Origin of the sequence: Rhodococcus sp. USK13, assembly GCF_018343855.1 — a bacterium.
GTDB lineage: Bacteria > Actinomycetota > Actinomycetes > Mycobacteriales > Mycobacteriaceae > Rhodococcus_F > Rhodococcus_F oxybenzonivorans.
Map to the genome: position 1 here is coordinate 315,042 of NZ_CP069241.1, position 25,512 is coordinate 340,553.

22 protein-coding genes and 2 pseudogenes are annotated in these 25,512 nt (G+C 64.3%); 17 read left to right on the forward strand and 7 right to left on the reverse strand.

Annotated elements, in window-relative coordinates:
- The first annotated feature begins 19 nt into the window (after window positions 1-19).
- The 17 genes and pseudogenes from JQT59_RS01470 to JQT59_RS01545 all read left to right on the forward strand — a co-directional run bounded on the left by JQT59_RS01470 (window position 20) and on the right by JQT59_RS01545 (window position 19,408).
- Complete coding sequence (locus JQT59_RS01470) at window positions 20-652, forward strand: TetR/AcrR family transcriptional regulator (RefSeq protein ID WP_213571327.1); 633 nt, start codon at window positions 20-22, stop codon at window positions 650-652.
- Window positions 653-744: 92 nt separating this feature from the next.
- Complete coding sequence (locus JQT59_RS01475; protein ID WP_213571328.1) at window positions 745-1,566, forward strand: glucose 1-dehydrogenase; 822 nt, start codon at window positions 745-747, stop codon at window positions 1,564-1,566.
- Between the two features lie 96 nt (window positions 1,567-1,662).
- A complete protein-coding gene (locus JQT59_RS01480) occupies window positions 1,663-3,201 on the forward strand; it encodes an AMP-binding protein (protein WP_213571329.1) in 1,539 nt (512 codons plus the stop codon).
- The gene (locus tag JQT59_RS01485) at window positions 3,198-3,779 is read left to right on the forward strand and encodes a TIGR03086 family metal-binding protein (RefSeq protein WP_213571330.1); all 582 of its coding nucleotides are present in this window, start codon (window positions 3,198-3,200) and stop codon (window positions 3,777-3,779) included. Before JQT59_RS01480 ends, JQT59_RS01485 begins: the two co-directional genes overlap by 4 nt.
- A gap of 7 nt (window positions 3,780-3,786) precedes the next feature.
- On the forward strand, window positions 3,787-4,989 hold the full coding sequence (locus JQT59_RS01490; protein ID WP_213571331.1) for an acyl-CoA dehydrogenase family protein: 1,203 nt from the start codon (window positions 3,787-3,789) through the stop codon (window positions 4,987-4,989).
- Between the two features lie 73 nt (window positions 4,990-5,062).
- Complete coding sequence (locus JQT59_RS01495) at window positions 5,063-5,827, forward strand: SDR family NAD(P)-dependent oxidoreductase (RefSeq protein WP_213571332.1); 765 nt, start codon at window positions 5,063-5,065, stop codon at window positions 5,825-5,827.
- 689 nt (window positions 5,828-6,516) lie between these two features.
- Window positions 6,517-7,545: an NADP-dependent oxidoreductase gene (locus JQT59_RS01500; protein WP_213571333.1), complete on the forward strand. Its 1,029-nt coding sequence runs from the start codon at window positions 6,517-6,519 to the stop codon at window positions 7,543-7,545.
- 5 nt (window positions 7,546-7,550) lie between these two features.
- Window positions 7,551-7,682 (forward strand): annotated as a pseudogene (locus tag JQT59_RS38235) (zinc ribbon domain-containing protein); the annotation flags it as partial.
- 15 nt (window positions 7,683-7,697) lie between these two features.
- The gene (locus JQT59_RS36600; protein WP_249353589.1) at window positions 7,698-7,979 is read left to right on the forward strand and encodes an OB-fold domain-containing protein; all 282 of its coding nucleotides are present in this window, start codon (window positions 7,698-7,700) and stop codon (window positions 7,977-7,979) included.
- Window positions 7,976-9,130, forward strand: a complete 1,155-nt coding sequence (locus tag JQT59_RS01510; protein WP_213571335.1) for a thiolase family protein — start codon at window positions 7,976-7,978, stop codon at window positions 9,128-9,130. The genes JQT59_RS36600 and JQT59_RS01510 overlap by 4 nt, the downstream gene beginning before the upstream one ends.
- 169 nt (window positions 9,131-9,299) lie before the next feature.
- Window positions 9,300-9,449 (forward strand): universal stress protein, encoded by a 150-nt coding sequence (locus JQT59_RS36605; RefSeq protein ID WP_249353590.1) that lies wholly within the window; start codon window positions 9,300-9,302, stop codon window positions 9,447-9,449.
- Between the two features lie 634 nt (window positions 9,450-10,083).
- Window positions 10,084-11,214, forward strand: coding sequence for a cytochrome P450 (locus JQT59_RS01520; RefSeq protein WP_213571336.1), 1,131 nt, complete (start codon window positions 10,084-10,086; stop codon window positions 11,212-11,214).
- A 26-nt stretch (window positions 11,215-11,240) separates the two neighbouring features.
- On the forward strand, window positions 11,241-11,561 hold the full coding sequence (locus JQT59_RS01525; RefSeq protein WP_213571337.1) for a 2Fe-2S iron-sulfur cluster-binding protein: 321 nt from the start codon (window positions 11,241-11,243) through the stop codon (window positions 11,559-11,561).
- Window positions 11,561-12,820, forward strand: coding sequence for an NAD(P)/FAD-dependent oxidoreductase (locus JQT59_RS01530; RefSeq protein ID WP_213571338.1), 1,260 nt, complete (start codon window positions 11,561-11,563; stop codon window positions 12,818-12,820). Before JQT59_RS01525 ends, JQT59_RS01530 begins: the two co-directional genes overlap by 1 nt.
- On the forward strand, window positions 12,817-13,461 hold the full coding sequence (locus tag JQT59_RS01535; RefSeq protein WP_213571339.1) for a TetR/AcrR family transcriptional regulator: 645 nt from the start codon (window positions 12,817-12,819) through the stop codon (window positions 13,459-13,461). The genes JQT59_RS01530 and JQT59_RS01535 overlap by 4 nt, the downstream gene beginning before the upstream one ends.
- 771 nt (window positions 13,462-14,232) lie before the next feature.
- Window positions 14,233-17,529 carry a protein kinase domain-containing protein gene (locus JQT59_RS01540; protein ID WP_213571340.1) on the forward strand — a complete coding sequence of 1,099 codons (3,297 nt, stop codon included), beginning with the start codon at window positions 14,233-14,235 and terminating at the stop codon, window positions 17,527-17,529.
- A gap of 652 nt (window positions 17,530-18,181) precedes the next feature.
- Window positions 18,182-19,408: pseudogene (locus JQT59_RS01545) on the forward strand (IS3 family transposase).
- A 252-nt stretch (window positions 19,409-19,660) separates the two neighbouring features.
- Here JQT59_RS01545 and JQT59_RS01550 read toward each other — a convergent pair.
- The 7 genes from JQT59_RS01550 to JQT59_RS01580 form a co-directional block, all read right to left on the reverse strand.
- On the reverse strand, window positions 19,661-20,305 hold the full coding sequence (locus JQT59_RS01550; protein ID WP_213571341.1) for a DUF6226 family protein: 645 nt from the start codon (window positions 20,303-20,305) through the stop codon (window positions 19,661-19,663).
- Window positions 20,306-20,458: 153 nt separating this feature from the next.
- Window positions 20,459-20,695: a hypothetical protein gene (locus JQT59_RS01555; protein WP_213571342.1), complete on the reverse strand. Its 237-nt coding sequence runs from the start codon at window positions 20,693-20,695 to the stop codon at window positions 20,459-20,461.
- Window positions 20,696-20,803: 108 nt separating this feature from the next.
- Window positions 20,804-21,163 carry a histone-like nucleoid-structuring protein Lsr2 gene (locus JQT59_RS01560; protein WP_213571343.1) on the reverse strand — a complete coding sequence of 120 codons (360 nt, stop codon included), beginning with the start codon at window positions 21,161-21,163 and terminating at the stop codon, window positions 20,804-20,806.
- A 119-nt stretch (window positions 21,164-21,282) separates the two neighbouring features.
- Window positions 21,283-21,588 (reverse strand): hypothetical protein, encoded by a 306-nt coding sequence (locus JQT59_RS01565; protein ID WP_213571344.1) that lies wholly within the window; start codon window positions 21,586-21,588, stop codon window positions 21,283-21,285.
- A gap of 60 nt (window positions 21,589-21,648) precedes the next feature.
- Window positions 21,649-23,331 (reverse strand): ribbon-helix-helix protein, CopG family, encoded by a 1,683-nt coding sequence (locus JQT59_RS01570; RefSeq protein WP_213571345.1) that lies wholly within the window; start codon window positions 23,329-23,331, stop codon window positions 21,649-21,651.
- Between the two features lie 475 nt (window positions 23,332-23,806).
- Window positions 23,807-24,016: a hypothetical protein gene (locus tag JQT59_RS01575; protein WP_213571346.1), complete on the reverse strand. Its 210-nt coding sequence runs from the start codon at window positions 24,014-24,016 to the stop codon at window positions 23,807-23,809.
- A gap of 199 nt (window positions 24,017-24,215) precedes the next feature.
- Window positions 24,216-25,490 carry a DUF7373 family lipoprotein gene (locus JQT59_RS01580; RefSeq protein ID WP_249353592.1) on the reverse strand — a complete coding sequence of 425 codons (1,275 nt, stop codon included), beginning with the start codon at window positions 25,488-25,490 and terminating at the stop codon, window positions 24,216-24,218.
- Window positions 25,491-25,512: the final 22 nt, after the last annotated feature.

A 25,512-nucleotide genomic window follows, 5' to 3' on the forward strand; every position in this document is an offset into this window, starting at 1 on the left:
CATCGGTTAATGTAGCACCATGCCAGAATCAAAGGTGTCGAAGGTATCGCGGCCGGCTCACCGCCCGTCCCGGCGGCATCAACTGATCGAGGGTGCAGTAGAACTCTTCGCCGTCAAACCGCCCGAGTTGGTGACCATCGCAGAGATAGTCAGGCACGTCGAAATGACACCGGCGGCGTTCTATTACCACTTCTCTTCGCGCGACGAACTCTTCCACGAGGTGGTCAGTGTGTTCGGTGAGGACTGGGCGTCCGACGCCGAGCGATCGTGGGGGGACGCGACCGACATCGACGGTGTTCTTGCCGCTGCACTTGCACTGTTCAACAAAGCCATCGACCGCCGCGCGCACGCGACGGTGTTCTTCGTGACCTCGAAAGGCATGAGCATTGCTATAGAGGAGGCTCGGCAGAGCTTCGCTGCCCGCGCTTCCAGAGCAGCCGCGGCCGCTGTTGCACGTTCTGATCCCGGCCGTAGCGCCGCGCGCGCAGCAGTAGACGGCGTCGGGCTGATGACCGTGCTCGAATCGTCGTTGCGCGCCGAACTGTCCCTGGATTCGGCATACCGAACGCTCGGCCCCAGACAATTCCGCGACGAGGTGGAGGGACTGTGCCGCAGGGTGGCGACGGTAGGCCCGGGGAGTACGAAGCAGTAGCAGACCGACGCGGGCAACCCCTGGTCGACGGGCGCGGCCGTAGGCGATACTTTCAGGTGTCGATATAACTAAACCTGGAAGGCAACACCATTATGCCCGGACGCCTGAGGAACAAGATCATCATCGTCACCGGCGCGGCCAGCGGTTTGGGCGAGGCCAGCGCCCGCCGAATGGTCGAGGAAGGAGCCACGGTTCTCCTGGCCGACATCGCCGAAGACCGCGGCAACCAGCTGGCAGACGAACTGGGTCCAACTGCATCGTTCGTTCGGTGCGACGTCTCTGCCGAAGCCGATATTGAATCCGCCGTAGACACAGCCGTAGAGCGGCACGGACGACTTGACTGCATGTTCAACAACGCCGGAGTCGTGGGGGCTTCGGGCCCGATCGACGAGCTCGCTGTCAGCGAATTCGATCGGGCGACGGCCATTCTGCTTCGATCGGTATTTCTGGGCATGAAGCATGCCGCGCGGGTGATGAAGCCCGCCGGAGCGGGAACTATTCTGTCCACCACCAGCATTGCCGGAGTCGAAGGAGGCTGGGGACCACACATCTATGCCGCTTCGAAGGCCGGAGTTGTCGGCCTTACACGCAACGTGGCGGTCGAACTCGCGCCGTACGGCATTCGCGTCGTCGCCATCGGCCCCGGCAAGATCGTGAGCCCGATGACCGCCGCGCGGGTCGTGGAAGACCCCGAGGACGCGCACGCGGTGGCTGCGGCCTTCCGTAGCCGCACCCCGCTACGCGACCGTCCCGGGCTGCCCGTCGACGTCGCGAACGCGGCCGTGTGGCTCGCCAGCGACGAGGCAGGCTTCGTGAGCGGCACGACCCTCATGGTCGACGGAGGTTTGACAACAGGCTCCAAGGAAGGGTTGACCCCGGAGCAACTCGGCAGCTGGTCGCGTCACGACGCATAGTTTATTGAGTCCGAGTCTTTATTGACATATAGTGGTGTTACTGCTCATGATGGATGCCTAGTCGAGCGCCGATGGCATATCGGCCGAGGAGGCATCGTGAGACTGGAAATGATCGACTGCCGCGCCGAGAAAGACCCCGGCGCCGTAGCGTTGACGGACGATGTCCGGTCCCTGACGTGGCGGGAACTGGCAGGCGAGATACAACGCGCCGCAGCACTTTTCGACGAACTCACTGCGGCTGGCCACAAGCGGATCGGTGTACTCGGCGAAAATCGCGTGGAAACCATGATCGCCCATGTGGCCGGCATTCTCTCCGGGATCGGAACCGTGGCACTCTCGCGGCAACTGACCGGTCCCGAGTTGATCGACCAGCTCACCGACGCGTGTGCAGTCGCCGTCGTGGCGGGTCCGAACAGTGTTGATGCCGCCAAGGCTGCATCGGTCGCGATCGGCACAAATGTCATCACGCACGGAACCGACACGACGGGTGCTCGTCTGCGCGAGTGGACGACCGCATTGCTGGATACCCGGTTATCCGAGAACGTGGCGGACAACAGGGAACCTCGGCCGCCCATCGTCTACACGTCCGGCACCACGGGCCGAGCGCGAGGAACCGAAGTGCGGTGGTTGCCCAGGCGATTCGACACCGCGGGCGCCTACGCCTCGGCGCTCGCCGCCAGGCGAAGCTTTCCCGCGGGTCCCCACCTAGTCGTCGGGCCGTTGCAGCACAACGGCCCGCTGACGTCGCTGCGCCACCTGGTATCTGGTGAGCCCGTCGTCGTGTTGGGCAAGTTCGACGCGGAATCGGTGTTGCGGTTGATCGAGCGGCACCGGGTCACCTCCGCGGTCATGGTGCCGACGCACTTTCGGCGGCTGCTCGATCTTTCACCGGACATGCGTGAGCGTTACGACGTGTCATCGCTGGTGAGCGTCGCGCACACCGGCTCTGCATGTCCACCGGACGTCAAACGATCGATGATCGACTGGTGGGGGCCTGTTCTGTCAGAGAGCTACGGTGGTAGCGAGATCGGTACCGTCTGCCGGATCGATTCCCACGACTGGCTGGCGCACCCCGGATCAGTCGGCAGATGTGTGGCCCCGTTCGAGGCCGTCGTGGTCGCAGAGGACGGGTCCGAACTGCCCGTCGGTGAAGTCGGCGTCCTCGGCTTCCGCACACCACCCGGATACGAGGTGCGGTTCCATGCCGACCCGGAGAAAACCGCGAAAGCCCACATCGCTCCGGGGGTGTCCACCCTCGGCGACGTCGGATACATCGACTCGGACGGATTCGTCTACGTCACGGACCGAATATCGGACATGGTCATATCGGGAGGCGTGAACATCTATCCTGCCGAAATCGAACGAGTGTTGCAGGAACACCCGTCGGTACGCGAGACGGCTGTCATCGGAGTTCCTGATCAGGATCTCGGCGAATCACTGCTCGCGCTCATCGTTCCGAATGCAGACACACAACCCGAAGACGACGATCTCGTCGCGTTCATGCGGGCCTCGCTGGCGGGGTACAAGGTTCCTCGTTCGTTCCGCTACCTGCCCGAACTGGACCGCAACGCCATGGGCAAAGTCGACAAGCGAGCCCTACGTTCGCGTTACACCGAGGAGATGACAGCACGATGAGCCGCACCAGATGCGAGATTGACTCACTCAGACCGACTTCGCTGCGCACGCTTCTGCTGCAGGGAATGGATCTGTTCGACGAGCAACTCCTGGCAGTGACAGACGCCGACCTCGGCCGGGCCACACCATGCTCGGAGTGGGATGTCGAGGCCCTGGTTCGACACACGGCCGACACTGCCGATCGCGCCACCGCCATCCTGCGCGGTGAGACGTGGGTGGCGTCGACGTCGCGGGCACCGGTGAAGGATCGCTGGAACGATGCCGCGGTAACGCTGTGTGAACTGCTTGCCGACATCGACCTCGACGACAGGTGGCCTCTCCCGGACGACTCACCGAACGCGAAGCTCCAGTTCCACGGCTGTGATTTCACCGTGCACCGCTGGGATCTCGCACGCGCGCTCGGCGAGGAGCCGGTGCTGCCGAGCGGCTGGGTGGACTACATGGACGGATTCTTCGAATCGGTCCCCGCCGAGGCCCTTCGCCGCCCACGGGCGTTCGAGCCACCTGTCGAGCCTGCATCGACCGATGGGCCGACCGAACGCCTCATGGCGTTCCTCGGCCGCAGTACACGGAGCTGAGCGCGAAATGCCGATCGGATTCGACCTGCCCGAACATGTCGCGCGCACCCAGTCCGCCATCCGCCACTTCATTGCATCCGAGATCATTCCGCTCGAGCAACGCGCCGTCGGAGTTCAGGTGGACGACCAACTCGTCGCCGAACTTCGTCGCCGAGGCCAGGACTCCGGCCTGTGGGCGCCGCAACTGAGTGCCGAGCTCGGCGGAGGCGGCTTCGATCTACTCGAGTCGGCACCGCTGCTCGAGGAGGCTGGGTACTCGTTGCTCGGCCCATTGGCGCTGCACTGCGCTGCGCCGGACGAGGGGAATCTGCATCTACTCGATGTCGTCGCAAGTCCCTATCAGCGCGAACGTTTTCTGACCCCGTTAGCACACGGCGGAACTCGGTCGGCGTTCGCAATGACCGAACCACCCCCGGGAGCCGGATCAGACCCCGCCTCACTGCGCACCACGGCTGTCCAGGACGGTGCCTCCTGGGTGATCAACGGTCGGAAGTGGCTCATCACCGGCGCGGACGGTGCGGCGTTCTTCATTGTCATGGCCCGGACCGGTGACCAGAGCGCCACAATGTTCCTGATCGACGCCGACACGCCGGGGCTTCGAGTCGGCGCCCATGCCCACACCATCGACGCGTCGATGCCGGGGGGTCACTGTGAGGTCACGTTCGAGGACTGCCGCGTCAGCTCCGACGCAATTCTCGGAGCCGCGCACGAAGGCTTCCGATACGCGCAAGTTCGATTGGCTCCGGCGAGGCTGACTCACTGCATGCGATGGCTTGGTGCAGCACGCCGAGCCCACGATATCGCCGTCGCCCACGCGATCGACCGGACCATGTTCGGATCGAAGCTGAGTGAGCTGGGAATGGCGCAGCAGATGATCGCGGACAATGAGATCGATCTGCACACGAGTCGGCTCGTGCTCTGGCACGCCTGTTGGTCGATCGTGCAGGGCGCACGCGGCGGCGAGGAATCCTCCCGCGCGAAAGTACAGGTCAGCGAAGCCGTCCACCGTGTTATTGACCGCTCGGTACAACTCGCTGGCGGAATGGGTACCAGCGAGAACATGATTCTCGGCAGGCTATACGCCGACGTTCGCGCCTTTCGCATCTACGACGGGGCATCCGAAGTACACCGGATGTCGCTCGCCAAACGTGCTGTTCGGCGTGCGACTACGCCTGCGGCCGACAACGTGTATGCCACTACTCCCGCCTGAGCAGTTCCGACCGTACCCGGCACCACCCTCATACACACGGACGGGCGTTCCCGTCTCCTGGAAAGGACTAATCATGGATCTCGGTCTGCACGGACGCAAAGCCATCGTCACCGGCGCGAGCCGTGGCCTAGGTAAGGCCATCGCCATACAGCTCGCCGACGAGGGTGTCGACCTCGTGCTGTGTGCTCGCGGGGAGGACGCGCTTCAGAACACCGCAGAAGAATTGCGCGCGACCGGTGTCACTGTGCACACGGCCGCCTTGGACGTTGCCGACGAAAACGCGATCGAGCCATTCGTCGCATCCGCTGTCGAGCGCCTCGGCGGCCTCGACATCGTCGTCTCCAACGCCTCGGTCGGCACCCAAAAGGGACCTGAACAGTGGGAGAAGAGCTTCCGCGCCGACCTCCTCGCCTTCGTCCGCCTGTGCGAGGCAGCGATTCCTCGGCTGAGTGACAGCAACGCAGCAGCCATCGTCTCGATCGGCACGACAATGGCGTTCGACACGCTCCCGCCGGCGGGACCGAACTCCTACGCCGCAGCCAAGGCTGCTGTCACCCATCACGCCGCGGCCCTCGCGCGATCGCTCGCACCCCAGGGCATCCGCGTCAACACCGTCTCCCCTGGCCCAGTGGAGTTCGCCGGAGGCACCTGGGAGCGCATCAAGGAACAGCGCACCGAACTCTACGAGGCAGTCCGCTCGCGGATTCCGATGGGTCACTTGGGTAATCCTGCCGACGTTGCCCGCGCCGTCACCTTCCTCGCGAGTCCCGCCGCCTCGTATATCACCGGCACGAACCTCGTCGTCGACGGCGGATTCGTCAGCCGCGTGCAGTTCTAGTGCACTGAGCAACAGTCACCTAGACAGTCTAGCTAAAGAACGACTTCGTCCGAATCCACACTTCGCCGCGTCGAGGACCATCAGAATTCCGAAACCCTCCTCCCGGCACCGAATAGATTGCTTAATCCCTTGAAATCCTCGGAATATCGCAGATTGCGCCAGCGACGACGCGCCGCATGGGTTGAGGGCAATCGCAAACGTAAGCATCCTGACTACGAGGCGGAGTTCCTGATCGAGTTCGCGAGTATGTGGGCACCATACGGGGGCGCTAGCGAGGAAGAAATCCTCGTTCAATTCGGGATGTCAAGGCGTAAGTTCATCGACCTTTTATGGCAGTTGATTCCAGAGTCCAACTGCGGCCAAGACGAGATACTCCAGTTGGCAACCGTTTACTCACCCCGACCGCCGAGGAATAGCTCCTGAACTCGTTTTAATGAGTTTGTTCGGGGACGTGGTTACCGCGGCGGGTGGCGGGCCGACAGATGAGCTCTCATGCACGTGTGAGGCCGTCACATTCCTTGGAGCAGCTCCATGAGCTGTCCGCGTTTGCAGCACCTTCTCGCGATCCGCGTGAACATCCCACAACCAACGGCCGCGCCACACCCTGCATGCACGGGGTGATCGCTAACGGTTCATCTTTGGGCACAGAACCGTCAAGCTACCTGCCATACAAGCCACTAGGAAGCATCATGACTACTACAGTGACCGTGACCCGCATGGTGACACTGGCGTCTCGACCTGCAAAGGAACCGGGTCCCGAGAATTTCGCGCTCACCACAACCGAGCTACCCGAGCTCGGCGACGGGCAGCTGCTCGTGCAAAACATCTTTATGAGTGTCGACCCTGCGATGCGAGGCCGGATGGAGACGACGGAGAAGCAGTACACCACGAACTTCGTTGTCGGTGCTCCGCTCGACGGTTCCGCAATTGGTGTCGTGCTCCAGAGCAAGGACCCGGCCATCGAGGTCGGCGCTCATGTCCGTCACCGATTCGGTTGGCGCGAGCATGCCGTCGTCGACTCTGTCGGCGCCGCGGTGGTCGATCCGTCGAGGGCGCCGCTACAGGACTGGCTCGGCATTCTCGGCCAGACGGGTTTCACCGCCTACGCAGGATTGATTCGTGCCGGGGAATTAACTGCTGGTGACACCGTTTTCGTGTCCGCCGCAGCAGGCGCGGTGGGAAGCGCTGTGGGACAGTTCGCGCGAAAGCTGGGTGCGGACCGGGTGATCGGCAGCGCCGGTGGGAAGGAGAAAGCCTCATTGCTCGTCGACGATCTCGGCTTCGACGCCGGCATCGACTACCGAAATGACTTACCGAAGGGTCTCGCCGAGGCCGCGCCGGACGGAATTGATCTGTATTTCGACAACGTAGGTGGCGGCCACCTCGTGGCAGCGCTGGGTGCGCTACGCGAACGTGGTCGGGTTGCTCTGTGCGGCATGATTTCCGATCTCTGTGATCGCGACGCCTCACCACCCATCGGGCACCTCATCCAAGCAACTCTCAAGCGGTTGACCATCCGTGGCTTCATCGTTCGCGATCACGAGGATCTGCGCACCGAATTCGAGGATCGTGTCTCCGGATGGTTGCGGGACGGGTCGATCACATCTCGTACGACCGTGACGTCGGGGCTCGACAACGCACCCGACGCGTTCTTGTCGATGCTGAGCGGTGGCAACGTCGGCAAGGCGTTGGTACAGATCTCGGACGAGAACGGGTGATCGACGTGCGCACCGTCCCGGACGTTCCCAGTGAGACAGACCGACTCTTCGCACAACGAGATCCGCTGGTCTTGGCGGGGTCGCGGTGTACCGCGTGCGGTACCGTCACGTTCCCGATACAACCCGACTGCCCACGGTGCACCGAACGCACCATGGCCCCGATCGACCTGCCCCCTGTGGGCACGCTGTGGACATGGACCGTGCAGACCTTTGCCCCGCGCCCCCCGTTCGTCACACCCGCGAACGGGTTCGAACCGTTCTGCCTCGGCTACGTCGACCTCGGTGACGTGGTGATCGAGACTCGGATAGATGCGCAGCTTGGTGAGTTCTCCACCGGCGATGCAATGCACCTGGTGCCGTGGACTTGGGATGGACCGGACGGTACGGAGCTCGCCGGGTACGCATTCGCGCCCTCGAAGAAGGTCCACGCATGAGTTCACGCAAGGTTTCTGTGGTCGGCATCGGCCGAACTCAATTCGGGCGTCTCGCCCCAGATCTTACCGGTCGGCAGATGGGCGTCGACGCAGCGCGGGCGGCCCTCGCCGACGCACAAATATCGTGGCACGACGTTGATTTTGCTGTCGGTGGCAGCAACGAGTCGGGCAAGCCCGACACCCTGGTCGGGTCACTGGGCCTCACCGGAATCCCGTTCGTCAACGTACGCAATGGATGTGCCACCGCAACCGTCGCCCTAGAGACGGGCGCACGCGCGATTCGGGCCGGTGACGCAGAAACCGTACTGGTGTTGGGCTTCGACAAGCACGGTCGCGGAGCTTTTGGGTCACGGCCTGCCGACTACGGTCACGGCGACTGGTATGGCCGTGCGGGATTGATGGTCACAACCCAATTCTTCGCGATGAAGGCGCGGCGGTATCTCGATACCCACGGACTTCCGGACGACCTGCTCGGCGAGGTGGCCGCGAAAGCCTTCGCTGCAGGCGCAGTGAATCCGGGAGCTTGGCGGCGCTCACCGCTGTCCGTCGAGGAGATCATGTCCGCACGAGTGATCAATCCACCGCTGACCCAGTACATGCTCTGCTCACCGGGCGAGGGCGCGGTCGCGGTGGTTCTCACGACAGCCGAGCGCGCTGCCGATCACCCGCACCGACCGGTCGAACTCGCCGCGTCGACCATGCGCACCCGGCCGTTCGGGTCCTTCGAAGTGTTCTCGAGCTGGCTTCCACCCAACGCCGACGCGAGCCCGTCCGTCGCGGCCGCGGCCGATGCATTCGCTGCGGCCGGCATCACACCGGGCGATGTCGACGTCGCGCAACTGCAGGACACCGATGCAGGCGCGGAGCTCATCCACCTCGCCGAAACGGGACTGTGCGAGCACGGGGAACAGACTGACCTCGTCAAGGCGGGCGCGACCGCCCTGGGCGGCCGCATCCCGGTCAACACCGACGGTGGCTGTCTGGCCAACGGTGAGCCTGTCGGCGCCTCCGGGCTCCGTCAGGTACATGAAGTCGTCCTGCAGTTACGGGGTGCAGCGGGCGACCGGCAGGTCCGCAATGACCCGCGGGTCGGATTCACCCATGTCTACGGAGCTCCGGGCATCAGCGCATGCACGGTGCTGACTTCCTGATCCACTACCGAGAGGTGGCGCATGGCAACGATGATGGCGTCTTCACCACGCGAGACGGCCCCGAGACACCCGAGCTGCTGCGAGGCACCAGACACGAGGCGTAGGTTTCCTGATATCTCCTAGCAAAACTTGCGCGGGCGCTGTACTTCGGCACAGCGATAGGAACAGCATGCCCGATCTCGTTGTCGTCGGTGTCGACGGCAGCGAAACAGCCCTCACCGAAGCCCAGACCGCCGCACGCCTCGCCACCGCGACCGGCGCCGGCCTCCACGTGCTAGCCGCTTTCGACAAACAGGTGCGACCCCGCTGGCGGCGGTAGCGATCGCCGCGCGCTGACCTCAGCTGGAGAAGCGCACACCCAGGCCGAACAGACGGCGGTGGATTTGCGTTTCGTGGCCCCGGACGTCACCGCCAATTCTGCTTGGGCAAGCGGCAGGATCGCCGATGGGGCGGAACGGCGGGCGCGAACCCTCATCGTGGTCGGCAACCGTCGTATATAGGGAATGGGCCGTGTGCCGGTAGCGTCGCGAATTGGGTGGCGCACCATGCGCCCTGCGATGTGTACATCGTCAAGACACCTAAAAACGCCTGCTCATTGCAGTGCCCGGATGTGCGGTTACCCGGGCGCAGCCGCCTTCGGATCCTTCCCATTTGCCGATCACCGGTGAAAGCTTCCAGCCACCACAGCTACCGATCCATCTTGTCGTCCTGCTCTGCACTTTGAGTACTCACACATAACTAGCCGCGTCATGGCCTCCAGCTATTGACAGCAGGCTCGAGCGATTATATAAAAATGTGAACACTTTCATTTAATACGATCAGAGGAATCCGGCGTGATGACCAGCACACCCGCGGCAGACTTCACGGGCGACCTCACCACTCTGCTCCGAGGTGACGGCGGCGCCCTGCAATCCCAGTTCGACCTCTACGAGCAGCTCCGAGCTGACGCTCCGGTGATCGATCTCGGCGACGACATCATCGTGTCCCGACACGCCGATGTTCGTGCCGTGCTCGGCGATACCGAGACGTTTTCATCTGCCCGTGACCGAACAATTTACGGCGGCGGGCCGGTGTCGACATTGTCCGACGAACAGCGTGCGAAGTTGTACGAGCTGGCCGATTTTGAGAGCGGCTGGATGAATGACACGGACGATCCCGTCCACGCCGGGTTACGCGACGTCGTTCAGTTCGCCTTTACTCCACGGCGCATCGCTGCCATGCGCGACCTGATCCAATCGTTCGTCGACGAGCTCCTGATGCCGGCGGACGAACGTGGCGCGATCGAGCTCATCGAAGAGCTTGCTTTCCCACTGCCACTGAACGCGGTCTGTGCCATTCTTGGGATCGGCCGCGAACGCAACGCCGATATCCGCGCCTGGTCGGATGAACTGGCTACAGCATTCGACACCGGTCACACCAATCTCGACGCCGCGTACGCGGCCTACACGAACTTTCGCGGGCTGGTCTCGGAGATCGTCGCAGAGAAGCGCAGCAGCGGGGATTCGACCGACCTCTTCGGTGCCCTTCTCAACAGCAACCCAAACGGGACTCGGCTTACGGAGAAACAGCTCACAGGCATGTTGGTTCTGATGCTCTTTGCGGGACACGAGACGACGACCAATCTGATCGGCAACAGTGTCATTGCGTTGCTGCGCAACCCCACGGAGCTCGAGCGCCTTCGGTCCAACCCATCTCTCGCCGCAGGGGCCGTCCATGAGTTCCTTCGCCACAACGGCTCTGTGCAGTCTGTTCGTCGTGTAGCGCGACGCAACGGTGTGGTGGCGGGCCACCCGGTCGCGCAAGGTCGGTCGGTGCGCCTGTTACTCGCGGCGGCCAATCGCGACGAGGCGGTGTTCACCGACCCGGATCGGCTCGACATCCAGCGCGCCAATGCCGCACAACACGTAGGCCTCGGATACGGGATTCATCGATGCCTCGGAGCGTGGCTCGCACGCATGGAAACCGAGATTGCTGTAACTACCCTCGTCACACGGTACCCGGGCATGAAGCTCTTAGCGCCCGTGGAATTCAAACCGACCTTCACAATGCACGGGCCAAAGCGCCTACACCTCAGCTTGCGGTGACTGCCGATTCCCTAAGGAGACATAACATGCCAGAAGTGATATTCGAGCACGCCGACGGATCATCTCACGTCCAAGAGGTGGAATCCGGCAGTTCCATCATGGAAACCGCAGTGCGAAACGGTATTCCCGGTATCGTCGGCGAATGCGGCGGAGCGTTGAGCTGCTCGACGTGCCATGTCTACTTGGACGAGGACAGCACGGATGCCTTCGAACCAGTAGAAGATCTCGAGGACGAAATGCTCGATGGCGTTGCCACCGAACGTATGCCGCACTCCAGACTCTCGTGTCAGCTTCGGCCGGCAGGTGCTCGTACGCTGCGCGTGCGCACGCCGGAGAGCCAGTACTGATGTCGAGCGGCGCGGTGATCGTCGGAGCAAACCAAGCCGGCGTGCAGCTTGCAATTTCCCTACGCGAGGGGGGATACACCGAATCCATCACCCTGATCAGCGACGAGGGGCATCTCCCCTACCAGCGCCCTCCTCTGTCGAAGGGGCTTCTCCGTGGGACGGCCGACGCCGAATCGTTGATCCTCCGAAATGAGGCGTTTTACTCGGACAACAACATCACGTTGGTCCGTTCTCAGAAAGTGATCGACGTCGATCGCGACGGCCAAGGCGGGCGCGCGCGAACCGACACGGGACAGGTGCACCCGTTCCGACACCTGGCGCTGACTGTAGGAGCCAGGGTCAGGCACATACCCGTTCCGGGGTCGGATCTGGCAGGTGTTCTCTATCTGCGAGATATGGACGACGCGCTGTCCCTGGCAAAGGAACTTGACGACGCCCACGACGTCGTGGTCATTGGAGGCGGATTCATCGGGCTGGAAGCGGCGTCGGCAGCGAACGAAGGTGACCGCCACGTTACGGTAGTCGAGGCAGCCGATCGGCTGATGGCCCGCGCGGTGGACGACAGGATCTCCTCCTACTTCCTTCGAGCGCATCGCGAACGAGGCATCGACGTAGTACTCGGATCGGGCGTTCGGGAACTTATCGGCCTCGACGGCAGAATCCAATCCGTGAGACTTACTGACGGACGAACGTTGTCCGCCAATATCGTCATAGTCGGAATTGGGGTCGACCCGCGAACCGAACTCGCACAGTCAATGGGGCTTGCGTGCGACAACGGCATACTGGTCGACGAAATTTCCGTCGCCTCGGACGGCGCCACGGTCGCAGCCGGGGACTGCGCATCGATGCCGAATCCGACGAACAACCAGTGGGGGCGATGCCGGATCGAGAGTGTCAACAACGCCGTCGAGCAGGCCAAGAACGCAGCGCGGACGTTGCTCGGAGCACCGATGCCGTACCAACTGACCCCGTGGTTTTGGTCGAACCAGGGCAACCTTAAGTTGCAAATCGTCGGCGACGTGTCGCATCCCGAAACGGTCGGGGTGCTTCGAGGCGATTCGAGTTCTGACGCATTTTCGGTCTTGTTCTACCATGACGAACGTCTTGTCGGCGCACAGTGCGTGAACCGTCCGGTCGACTTTGTGAACGTTCGGACAATCTTGGGGAGAACTATGACCGTTCCTCGCACACAGGCATCGGACCTGACAATTTCCCTCAAGAACCTCGCCGTCGACATCTCCACGGGAGCCGTGGCGTGACCCACGAAACCGTCACCCCGGAGGACATCCCGGTGAAAAAGCGACGCGGCCGCCCCGTGAAGAGCAATAGCGCCGAGACCAGGATCAGACTCATCGACTCGGCACGCCACGTGTTCGCGGAACGCGGTTTCGATCGAGCGACAGTCGGCGAAATATGCAAAGGAGCCGACATTGTGGGTAGTGCCTTCTATCGTTATTACCCCGATAAGGAGTCGCTGTACGAGGCCGTATTCAACGCCTCCATCATCCGCCTGTGGGACCTACTCCACATGAGCACAGTCAACCAACGCACCGCCCGCGACGCGTTGACGGCACTCGTCGCAACCGCCGAACGAGCGGGCGACAGTTTGCCATGGTACTCAGAGTTCCTCACCGCGCTCCCAATCGAGACATACCGAAATGCGCGGTTCGCGCCCCTGCTCGAACAACGGACTAATATGCAACGCCGAACCTTCGAGCACATCGCTCGACTCGGTCGAGAGAGCGGCGAATTTTCGGAATTTCGGCCGCAAGGCGAATTCGCAGAACATCTACGCTTGACAGTTATGGGATGGCTCGTCGAACGCAACCTCAACATCGCCCCTGTTCGGGTGGGCTCCGAAGGGCTCCTGCACCTCATCGGTCTAGGTTCTGTTTCCTAGACCGCCAGCTCCTACACCTGCCCGTAGACCTCTGCCGCGCCAAAACGGCAAGGCGTCGTTCCGCCGGACTGTCGGCGACGGCGGACTCGGTGGACGTCGACCTCGCCACCTATTACGGAAACGACGCTCCATTTTGTAATGTGCGGTCGGTCAGTCTTACATCACGTTCTGCTCGCGGGTGAGGCCTTCCTTGTGGCGTCAACGACCTGCGAAACGACGGACCGGGTCTCCGTTGGCGGATTTGAGCTCGGGGTGGGTCTGGTCGCTGGAGACGGTGAAGGTAATCGCTCTTGGTGGATGGGATTCTTCTCCCGGGTGTAGCTGCTCGCACGTCATTGGTCACACGGAAATCCGACGCACGACATCGGGGAATGCCCGCGGCGTACGGACATTCTGTCTAGCAGGGCCGCGGTAGCGGCGGGCCCAGCCGGGGGCATGAGGGCGCAAGAAAATCCGACGTACACCAAGTGCGCGCGAGAGCGCGGCCATCCTCACCGGCGAGGACCCGACCCGATCGGACCGACGGATCATTATGGGCGGACACCGGCTACTTACTTATGATCAGCACGGCGACGGCCGGCATTGCCGTCGCTATGACAGGTGGGTGGTCCGTCGGCGATGACCGCGGCGACCGAGTTACCACCAACAGATGGCAGCGATATCCTTGAGAGCACGCCATCGAGAGGAAGTTCACGGTTGTATCCTGGGCTGATCGTTCCGTCGGGACCAGCCTGCAGGAACTCGAGTCCGACGGAGTGAGTAGACCGTCCGATGGGTGAGGGTGATCCGCTCGACACGCAGCGGTATTGGCTCTCCCCGGCCACGGAGCTGGGAGGCGCCGGCTTCGACGCTGTCCACGAGATCGGCCGAGGCGGCTTCGGCGTGATCTACCGCTGCACACAGACTGCCCTGGACCGCACGGTGGCGGTGAAGGTACTGACCGTCGAACTCGACGACGAGAATCGGGCCCGATTTTTTCGGGAACAGCGGGCGATGGGCCGGCTGACCGGGCATCCGAACATCGTCAACATTTTGCAGGTGGGCGCCACCGACAGCGGGCTTCCCTACATCGTGATGCCGTATCACCCGCAGGATTCGCTGGAGGCCCTGCTCCGGAAAGAGGGTCCGTTGTCGTTAGAGCAGGTTCTTCGGCTCGGGGTGAAGATGGCCGGTGCCGTGGAGTCCGCGCACCGACTCGGAATCCTCCATCGCGACGTCAAACCCGCGAACATTTTGCTGACCGAGTACGGCGAGCCGCAGTTGGCTGACTTCGGGATCGCGCACATCAGCGGCGGCTTCGAGACCGCCACCGGCACCGTCACCGGGTCGCCAGCCTACACAGCTCCGGAGGTCCTCGGGGGTGATTCGCCGGGCCCGGCTGCCGACGTCTACAGTCTCGGGGCCACCCTGTTCAGTGCCCTCACCGGCCATGCCGCGTTCGAACGCCGCAGCGGTGAGCAAGTCGTCGCCCAGTTCCTGCGGATCACGACGCAACTGGCTCCCGACGCGCGTGAGCACGGAGTTCCTGACGACGTGTCCGACGTGATCGCCCGCGCGATGTCCCGGACCCCGGGTCAGCGCCCCGCCAGCGCCGCCGATTTCGGAAGGGAACTGCGAGCCCTTCAGCGAAACCACACATTCCCGGTCGACGAGATGCCCCTCCGCGCGGAACCCAATGCAGAGTTCGACCCAGAGATCGGTGCAAAAGGACGGGCGTCCGGCGGCGACCGACGGTCCATGGCTCCCTCCACGCTGGGCCACACGGGGAGTCTTCCCTTGGAACTGACCAGTTTCATCGGTCGGCGACACGAGCTCACCGAGACGAAGAACCTGCTCACCGGGTCCAGGCTCGTGACACTGACGGGAATCGGCGGTGTTGGCAAGACCCGCCTCGCCATGCGCGTCGCAGCGGTCGTGCAACGCGAGTACACCGACGGCGTGCGACTGATCGAGCTGGGTGAACTGCACAACGGGGCGTCATTGATCGACGCAATGGCCGCTGCCGTCGGGATGCGGGATCACTCGGAGAGGCCGTTGCGCGACGTCCTGCTCGAGTTCATCGCACCGCGAGAACTGCTGCTGGTGTTCGACAACTGCGAACACATAGTGGACGCGGTCGCCGAACTCGCGGGCCTCCTGCTGCACACCTGTCCGCGGTTGCGAATTTTGGCCACCAGCCGCGAACCCCTCGGCATCGGCGGAGAGGTCGTGCTGAGGGTACCCCCACTGGCCGTCCCCGATCCCAACCAGAAGCCCTCTCTTCGCGCGTTACCCAGATATGACGCGGTGACCTTGTTCGCCGAACGCGGCGGCGCCGCCGTTCCCGGATTCGCGCTCACCGAGGACAACGCGGCGGCGGTAGCAGGGATCTGCCACCGGCTCGACGGATTGCCGTTGCCGATCGAACTTGCCGCGGCGCGGTTGCGAGCGATGTCGCCCGAGCAGATCCTCGAGCGGCTGACCGACCGCTACACTTTGCTGACCCGCGGCCGCCGAGGTACACCGACTCGGCAACAGACGCTCCGGTTGTGCATCGACTGGAGCTTCGAACTATGCACCACCCGTGAACAACTGGTGTGGGGGCGGCTGGCGGTCTTCGCGGGCAGCTTCGAACTCGATGCCGCAGAGCAGGTCTGCGGCAAGGGCATGGATCCCGATGAGCTGCTCGACACGCTGACATCCCTTGTGGAGAAGTCGATCCTGATCCGGGAGGAGCACAGGTCGGTGGTGCGTTTCCGGATGCTCGAGACCCTCCGCGAATACGGCCACGAGAAACTCGAGCAGAGTGGCGAGGACAGCGCCCTGCGCCGCCGGCACCGGGACTGGTACGAGGCGTTGGCGCTCGATGCTGAAGCCGAGTGGATCAGCGCCCGCCAGCTCGATTGGATCACCCGACTCAAGCGAGAACAGCCGAACCTGCGGGAGGCCCTCGAGTTTTGCGTTGACAACGATCCCGCCGCGGGCCTGCGCACCGCCGCCGCACTTTTCTGGTTCTGGACCTCGCAGGGCGGATACGGCGAGGAAGGGCGGCGTTGGCTCGACCGCCTGCTGGCCCATGACCCCAGAGAACCAACCGTCGACCGGATCAAGGCATTATTCTCCGACAGTGTGCTGGCAGACGTGCAGGGTGATCTTCAGTCGGGGGCCGCACTCGTAGCGCAGGCACGCGCGCTCACCGCGCAGACCAGCGACCCCGTGATGCTCGGTCTTGTCGCATACGCCGACGGCATGCTGGCACTCTACAGCGGTGACCACGCGCGTGCATGCTCCCAGCTCGAAACCGCCCGCGCGAAATTCCGCGAGCGCGGGGCACGCACGCACGAACCAGGCATCCTCGAAACCACCATCCTGCATCCGTTGGGACTGGCATATGGACTGCATGGATCGACAAAGAAGGCGATCGAATGCCACGAGCGTGTGCTCGCGATTCTGGAAGAGTCCGGTGAGACGTCATATCGATCGCATTCGCTGTGGGCCTTGGGCATTGCCGTGTGGCGAAAAGGCGATACCGATCGCGCGGTCCGGCTTCTCGAACAATCATTAAAGCTAACCAGGCAAGTGCACAGTCGGCGCCTCGCCGCATCATGCCTCGAGGGTTTGGCGTGGATAGCCTTCGAACTGGGTGACGCGCCACGGGCCGCGGTTCTACTGGGGGCCGCCGAAGGATTAGCGCGTACGTTGGACAGCACTGCGGTGATACAGTCCGATCTATTTTCCTACCATCAGAAATACAACCAGCAAGCTCGGCAAAAGCTTGGCGACGAAAAGTTCGCAGCGGCCCACCGCAGGGGCCAACGTCTAGATGTCGACACGGCAATCGCCTACGCCCTCCACGAGGACCCGCCCCGCACCCCTGCACCGGCCACAAACACATCGGTGCGACTGACCAAGAGGGAACGCCAAGTCGCCGACCTGATCGCCGAAGGCCTGACGAATCAGGCCATCGCCGACCGCCTGGTGATCTCACCTCGTACCGCACAAGGCCATGTGGAGCACATCTTGGCCAAACTAGGCTTCACCTCCCGGGCACAGGTCGCGGCCTGGGTCGTGGAACAGACACACAACTAGAACTGACGCAGGCTACCAGGAGTGTCCAAAGAACCGCACGACCACGCCGATACGAACCCGACCGGGGTGGCCCATCAGTCCAGGTGGCGTCGTCAATCGTTAATCCGACCCAGTGAGTAGGCGGACCAGTCGTGCAGTCGAGTTCTGAACGCGTGCAGCCCACTTCTGAAACTGACACTGTGTGTCAGTTTCAGGAATCGCCCGCACGACTTCCTGAGGGTTCCCCGCTGAGTGCAGAGGTGTTCTGATATCGGATGGTCAGGAGTGCTCTGCACGGCAGAGCAGGTATGTACCAACGACGGTTTCGTCCCGTCCACATAGCACCGGCCCTGGCAGGCAACTATTGTCGGCGAGGGTGTCCCGATCGATGTTTCCGCGGGCCAACCCCCCTGGCCGGTGCCCGACATGAAAGCCCTCGACGTCGCCGTCCTGGTGGCGGTGGGGTGGATCGCCACGCCGTGCCGTTTTCGTGGTGGGTGCGGGCCACGCGGTCAGCCTTGCGACGAACATTGCCCGGGCAATCCCGAGGCGGCACCGTCCCGATGTACTTGTCCGTCGCAAACCAACTCGACTCCGGGTTCATCCCTGAGGCTGCACCCTTTGAGTGGACACCCCGGACAATGGTTCTAGGAGAGCCAGGAGGGATGTCGAGGTGGGACGCCAGTCTCTGTACACGGAGGAATTCCGGAAAGACGCGGTCGCGCTGTACCGGGCGGCCGACGGCAAACGCACGTACGCGGCGGTGGCCGCGGATGTGGGCGTCAGTGGCGAAACGCTACGGACGTGGGTCCGCAAGGACACCGCCCGTAACGCGCGCTCGCAGGACCGCAGTACCGGCGCCGACGGGACCGAGGCGGACGAGCTCGCGCGGCTGCGCGCGGAGAATGCGCGGCTGCGCGGTGCGGAAAAGGAATGGCAGCTCGAACGCGAGATTCTGCGCCGGGCAGCCGCGTATTTCGCATCAAGGAGGTGAAGTGAAGACCCGCCGCTGGGACTTCACTTCACCTCCGACCATCGCGCCGAGTTCGGCGTGCAGCGGCTGTGCCGGGTGCTCGGGACCTCCCGCTCCGGCTACTACAAGCACCTGGCCACCGAGCCGGCCCGAGTCGAGCGCCAGGCCGAGGAAGCCGCGACGGTCGCCGAGATCCGCGTCATCCATGCCAAGCACCGCAGCGCCTACGGCGCCCCACGGGTGCACGCCGAACTCCGCTCCCGCGGGCGCAAAATCAACCGCAAGCGGGTGGCCCGGCTGATGCGAATCAACCACGTCGTGGGCCGGCACCTGCGCCGCACCAAGCGCACGACCATCGCGGACAAGTCGGCAACACCGGTCCCGGATCTGGTGATGCGGGACTTCACCGCGACGGCTGTCGATACCAAGTGGTGTGGGGACGTCACCTACATTCCGGTGGGCTCGTCGTGGTTGTATCTGGCGACGGTGATCGACATCTGTTCACGTCGGGTGGTGGGCTGGTCCATCGCCGACCATATGCGTACCGAGCTCGTCACGGACGCGATCGAGATGGCGGTACGCACCCGTGGTGGTGACGTCCGTGGGGTCGTATTCCACAGCGATCGCGGATCCCAGTACACCGCAAAATCTTTCGGTGATGTATGCCGCCGTCATGGGATCCGCCCGAGTCGAGGACGGGTCGGCTCGACTTACGATAACGCTCTCGCCGAGTCGTTCTTCCAAGGACTCAAGAGGGAGTGGCTGCACGGACGGAGTTGGATGTCGAAGTCGCAGGCACGGATGGAGTTGTTCGAGTGGCTCTCGTACTACAACCGGCGTCGCCGTCACTCCGCCCTCGGATACCTCGCCCCAGTCGAGTTCGAACAACAACTGATCGCGTCGTCTACGCTGTCAGTTGCCGCATGAAATCCGGTGTCCACTCTCAAGGGGCAACCTCAACCGGAAGTTCCTGACCTGCTGCTGTCCCGTAGAGGTGGTCCAGTGAAGAATCCCGTATCGGGGCGGCAAACGGTGCGGAACACGCGGGGCGACGACGAATACCAGATCCGCCAGCAAGTCCCGGATTGCACGCTTAACTCATGGAATCCACTCGTTAGAAGTTGAAATCATCCACGAGCCCAAAAGCCCTGCGCGCAACCATGACGAGCCGGGATCGGTCTACACCATGAATAACGACCGGATCGAACCTGCGTGCACTCTCCGGGTATTCGGCTTGCCCATTCTCCCGGCGCCTATCCTGCCGGAGGACGCGTTGATGTCAGGATCGTGGTGACCAGGGCTTCCACTCCCGTCCGCAGGCGGTTGCACCAGCTGGCGTCGTAGCTTCTTCGCCTCGCCTGCCGATACCGTCCTCGTGCCGCTGCGCGCCCAGTCCTCGCCGTTCCAGCCGTGCTCGACTACCGGGCGGAACTGGCCGGTGAGACGTTCGGAAAGCTGTCCTGCGGTCAGTGCCTCGGTGTAATCGGCCAGTTCCTCGACGGCTTGCTCGGCGGTCTCGTCGCAGCCGTCGCATCCGCACGCCGGTAAGGAGAAGTTCTGCCATGCGCCTGCGTGAAGGTATAGGCCGGGGAACGAGGTGAACGTGATCGACAGCGGTGCCTGATCGGGTTTAGCGGGGGTGATCTCCACAAGCTCGAGGGTGGTGACCCTGGTGGAGCGTGTCGGCGGCGCCGGCCCCCGGGTGACGGTTACGGCGAAACGGCGCTGCAGATCGGCGATCAGCGTTTCGGCGGCAGGAATCAACGGCGCAAACCGCCCGGGGTTCGTCACCCGCCCGTACGCCTCTTCTGGTGGATTCTCCACAGCTCGCCTTTCGATGCAGTCCGACATGGCGACGCACTGACACGGACATCGTCGTGGATCGGCCGCATCCTCGGCAACCGACTTTGGTGGGACCCCGCTGCGGCGCCAACGGGACGGGGACGTGATGTCTTTGCCGGTCAGGCCCAGTTGGGGCTACCAGTCGGCCGCGGCCGCCGTGATCTCGCGGGCTCGTTGTGGCCATGCCGGGTCAGTGACCAGTGGGTGGATGACCTCTGCCATGTGAGGGTGGTTGCCGGCGATGTCCAGGCGCGCCAGCAGCCGAGTGATGCGTCGCGGACGGGTGGGCCATCGCCCGCCCGTGGTTTCCACCAGGGCGGCCAGCACGGTCGCGGCTTCGGTATCGTCGAGTTCGACTGGTTCACCGGTCATTCCGCGCAGGCCCCGGCTACCGGTGGTCAGCCAACGGGCGCTCGCCGCTCTTCTGATCGATGCCCGGTACCAGGGATTATGCAGCGACCGCCTCATTCTTCGGGCCTTTCAGTGGGCGTCGCGGAACGCCTGCTCGACCTCGGCGGGGATGCGGCCGCGGGAGGCGAGGTCGTAGCCCTGCTCGGCCGCCCACGCCCGGATTTCCTTGACTTCCCCGCGCCGCCCCACCGGAACGTCGGCAACGGCTGGAACGACGGGTCGGTCGGAGCGGCGTTTGCGGCCACCGGTGCGCGTGGCGTAGTCGATGAAGTAGCCGATTTGCTTGTGGAACTTGGTGGCGTGCTTGCTTTTCAGGTCGATTTCGTAGTCCACCCCGTTGACGGAAAAGGTGATGTTCTCCCCTTCTCCGTCACCGAAGACGGTTCCGTCGATGTCGTCGACGAGTTCGACTATTACCTTCCGCGCCACAGTTCCCCGATTCCTCACGTTTGTCGTTACAGCAGGACAGAACCCTACTGGTGGTTGCGCCTTAACCGGGGGCCAAGCCCTTGGGACGTGTCATTTCCGCAGGTCAATCGCACCGGCGCCTATCGGGCGTGCACGGTAGGGCCGAACCCGAAGTGGAGCGGCGGGCACAGCGCGACGGAGTGCAGGAGTGTGGGGACCTCCGGTCCCCACACAAGAAAGTGCATATACGGGAAGGCACCGAGTAGCTGGCAATGTAGCTCCACCTGATGAGTGTTCACCGTCCCGGGATCACACGTCGACATGGCACCGATTACGGAGTACTGCAGTGCTAACCCACTCGGAACAGGCGGTGGTGCTGCGTGGGCCGGCGTCGCGGTCAGGGACAGGGCGGCGGCCGCCGTGGACACGATGAGGGCGAGGCTCATTCAATCGAAACATGGGATCCTCCGGTAGTGCGGGGCCCGACCCACGTACCATCTCACAGGTCAAGCACCGTCCTCGCGGTGACTCCGGCGCCTTCGCTCGCGGCGGGCATGTCTGGTGATCAGTTTCTGCCGGTTGCCTGGGGCTCGATACATCTCGTCGAGCATCCGGGTTTCGATGTGGGTGTGGTGGCGCAGGATGCGTGTGGCGGCCAGGTACACCAGTTCCTGCCGGGTGGAGCCGAGCCGGTCGGCGAGGGCGTCGAGGTGCACGAGGAGTTCGTCGTCGAGGGCGACGGCGATTCTGGCAGTCAGCGGCTCCGGCCGCAGACCACGCACGGGGGCAACGGCCGTGAGGTCGGCCGTCAGATCGCCCGGGTTGTCGATAAGTCGGCGGACCGCGACACGCACCAGCGCCGAGGTCAACCGTTTCCCGTACTGGTTGGCGAGCTGCTCGACCTCGCGGCGGATCGAGGGGCGGATCGACGCGCTGAACTTCGCCTCGAGCTGGACCGCGGTGCTCTCGGCCAGCAGCACATTCCGGAAGTCACCGGGTGCGGTGAGGAATCGGTGCAGCGCGACGGCGACGAGATCACCCGGTGTCGCCGCATAGGCGGCGGCGAGGGCGTCGAGGCGGTCGGCGGTCGGCGGCTCGAGCCGCACGGTGATTCGCTCGTGCGGCACCTCCCGGGCCTGCGCGGACACGCGGCGGGCCTGCGCGAGAGCAGCTCCGGCGTCCGGGTAGGCGATCAGTCGGCGGATCCCCACCCGCACCAGGGCCGAGACCCGGCGGGGCCCGTACTCGTCGGCGAGCTCGTGCAGTCGGCGTTTGGTGTCCTCGTCCACGAGGAAGGAGTGCGGCTTCCCGAACGGGCGCCCGGCCGGTGACGGCGCCTTCACCGCCGCGGCGGGCACAGTAGCGGCCGCGGTGGTGGTTTTGCGGCGTTCGTTGCGGGCGAGGAGCTGGCCGCGGTTCGCGTCCCCCCGGTAGATCTCGTCGGTCACCGCCTGCTCGAGGCCATGCGGGTGGGCCAGGAGTTGGTGGGCGGCCAGGCGCATCAGTTCGCCGCGATCGGACCCGAGCCGGCGCGCGAGGGCGTCGAGTTGGTCGCGGAGATCGTCATCGAAGTGCACATTCGTGCGTGGGCCGAAGACTTCGGGTGCCAGGTCGCGGACGGCCCCGATCGTGGTGAGGTCTGCGGTGAGGTCGCCGGGGTCGTCGAGGAGCCGGCGTAGTGCGACCCGGAGTGCGGCGGGGGTGAGGACGTCACCGTTGCGGCCGGTGAGCCGGTCCAGCCGCACCAGTGTGGAGGGGTTGACGTGCAGGCGGGTTCGGCGGGTGAGGTCGCCGCGGGCGTCCTCACGGAGCACGTGGGGTCGGAAGCGGCCCGCCGCGGTGAGGAAGCGGTGTGCGGCGACGCGGACGATCGCGCTGCGTTTGGTGTGGTGGTCGCGGGCGAGATCCTCGAGGCGCCGGTCGGTGGCCGGGTCCAGGTCGAAGAATATTTCCACCCGTGGGAGGCTCCGGGCGGCGGCGCAGGCGCGGCGGTACTCGTCGAGTGCGGCGGGTACGCGGTCGGGGTCGGCGAGCAGGCGGTGGGCGGCCACCCGGATCAGGGCGCCGAAGCGGCGGGGGCCGATCCCGGCGGCTATCTCCTCGAGTTGATTTTTGGTCTGCGGATCGAAGCGGAGCGGGATCGGATCGCCGACAGGGACGCGGCCCATGCTGCTGGCGGTCTCGGTCATCGCTGCCGTTCTCCGTTTGGATGGATGTTCGAAAGCTGGTTCGGGATGGGAACCCCAAGCGCCGAGAGGGTGCTGGTCATCCGAACGCAATGCGCCCCAGCACCGGGGGGGTGGCACTGGGGCGCGGGTGTCCAGATCCGGGGGACGCTGGACACGGGGGCGTTCAACAGTGCAAAATTGGGGGGATGCTCTGCGAACGTCGTTGAGTGTACTTCCCACGAAACGGTCGCGCGCACACGCCTCGGCAACGGCCGGTCATCCACACACGATGAGTACCGGGCCTGCGCCGTCTGAAGGGAGGGTCACACCGGGGTCCGGTGTGCGGGTTATGAGTCCGGGGGCAATGCCGAGCCTCGGCCTGGGCAGCACCGTCTGGAGATCCGATCCATAGTGGCGCCGAGAGCGAGAGACCCGAGGACGGCGGCCGCGGAGCCCGCGGCCGCCGTCCTCGGGCGAATCATCTACTCGCGCAACCTTAGTTGTGCTTGTATCCCATCTCTAAACCGTCGAGGTCGAGGTGCTCGAAGACGCCGTGCTCCTGCGACCAGCAGGTGCTGCCGTCGTGGAAGCCGCTGCACTGGTTGTACAGACCCTCGGTGTCGATGGCCGAGGCGGTCGGCGCCAGCGCGAGGCCGGCCGAGGTGATGCCCGCCAGCAGTGCGGCACTGGCGATGAGCTTCTTCATGGGGTTCTCCCTGTCTCGGTGGATTTCTGCTGATGGTGCGGATTTGTGGCCGGTCAGCTGCCCTTGGCAGCTCGGTGGCCGCGATGGTTCAGAGCGGGTTCGGGTCGGTCGACGACCGCGCCGGTGTCGGCGGCGACCTGTGCGGCTCGAAGACGTGGCCCGTCGGGGCGGTGCCGGCGAACAGTGCTTGTCCGGGGGGTTATTCGGCGTCCTGGTCGGCGTGCTCGAGGATCAGATATTGGGCGGAGATCTGCTGATCGACGTCCTTTTTGTTGTCGGTGCCGCTGGCTTCACCGACGTAGCGGCCGTTGGCGACCATGCAGTAGTCCTGTGTGCCGTTGACGGTGTCCTTGGTGACGCACTTGGCGTCGCTCAGCCCGGGCGGGGTGGGGGCGGCGGTGAAGCCCTCGGCGAGGAGATCGTTGTGGAATTCGGTGAGAATGTTGTGGGCGCCGGCGTCGTCCTTGGCCCGGTAGACGGTCGTTTTGTAGACGGCGTTGTGCTCGGATCCGGCGGCGGTGAGGACCTTGTACGTCAGGGGCGGGTTGGTGGAGCGGTGCGCCATGCCGCGGGGGCCGTAGGCGGCCATGTCGTCGCCGAGTTGGGCTTGGGCGTCGTCTTCGGGGATGGCGTAGATGAGGATCTTGTCCTGGTCGATCATGGGCAGTTCCGGGGACTGTCCCCCGTTCTGGGCGCGGGTCGGGGTGGCCGGGAACTGGTCGATCAGCGGTTCCTGCAGGGAGAGGGCCTTCGCGACGGCCTTCGCGGTCCAGTCCTTCTCTGCGGCGGGGGCTTTCGCCCAGGTGTAGAGCAGGTAGTTCCCGTGGGGGGTGAACGCGTTGACCGAGACCTCGGGGCCGGCCGAGAAGTTCGTCTGGCCGGTCGAGACGAGGGTGTTGGGCAGGATGCCGATGTTCTCGGCGGTCTCGAGGCCGGTGCCGTCGTCGACGGTGAGCAGGTTCTGGTGGATCTCGCGTGCGGTGGCGGCGGCGTCGTCGGGGTTGTTGAACCGCATCACCGCCTGCACAACGGACCGGGACGGGTCGGTGGTTTTCGTGGTGGGGGTGGTGGCGGTCGAGACGTAGCCGTAGAGCATCTGGTGGTTGTGGGCGATGTCACCGGCGGCGTCGCTGAGGACGACACCGAGGTTCTTGCCGCTGCGCATCACCATCGTGGGCATCTTCACCGAGGTCAGTTCGGGGTCGATCTCGAAGGGGACGACGGTGAACTCGGCGAGCCGCTGACCATCGACGTCGAGGATCGTCTCCTGGGTGGCCCGCCCGAACTCCGGGGCCGGGGTGGTGGGGTAGCTGCCGGTGTCGAGGGCGGCCGGATCGACCTGCGCGCTCTGGGCGGCGTCGCCGCCGGATTTGCCGGTGGGTTCGGCGGCGTGGTCGTCCGTGCTGGCGCAGCCGGCCAACAACACGGCGGCGGCGAGCACAGCCGCGGCCGGCCTCCACATGGTGGTCCTCATCGTCTTTTCGGTCCCTTCCCTG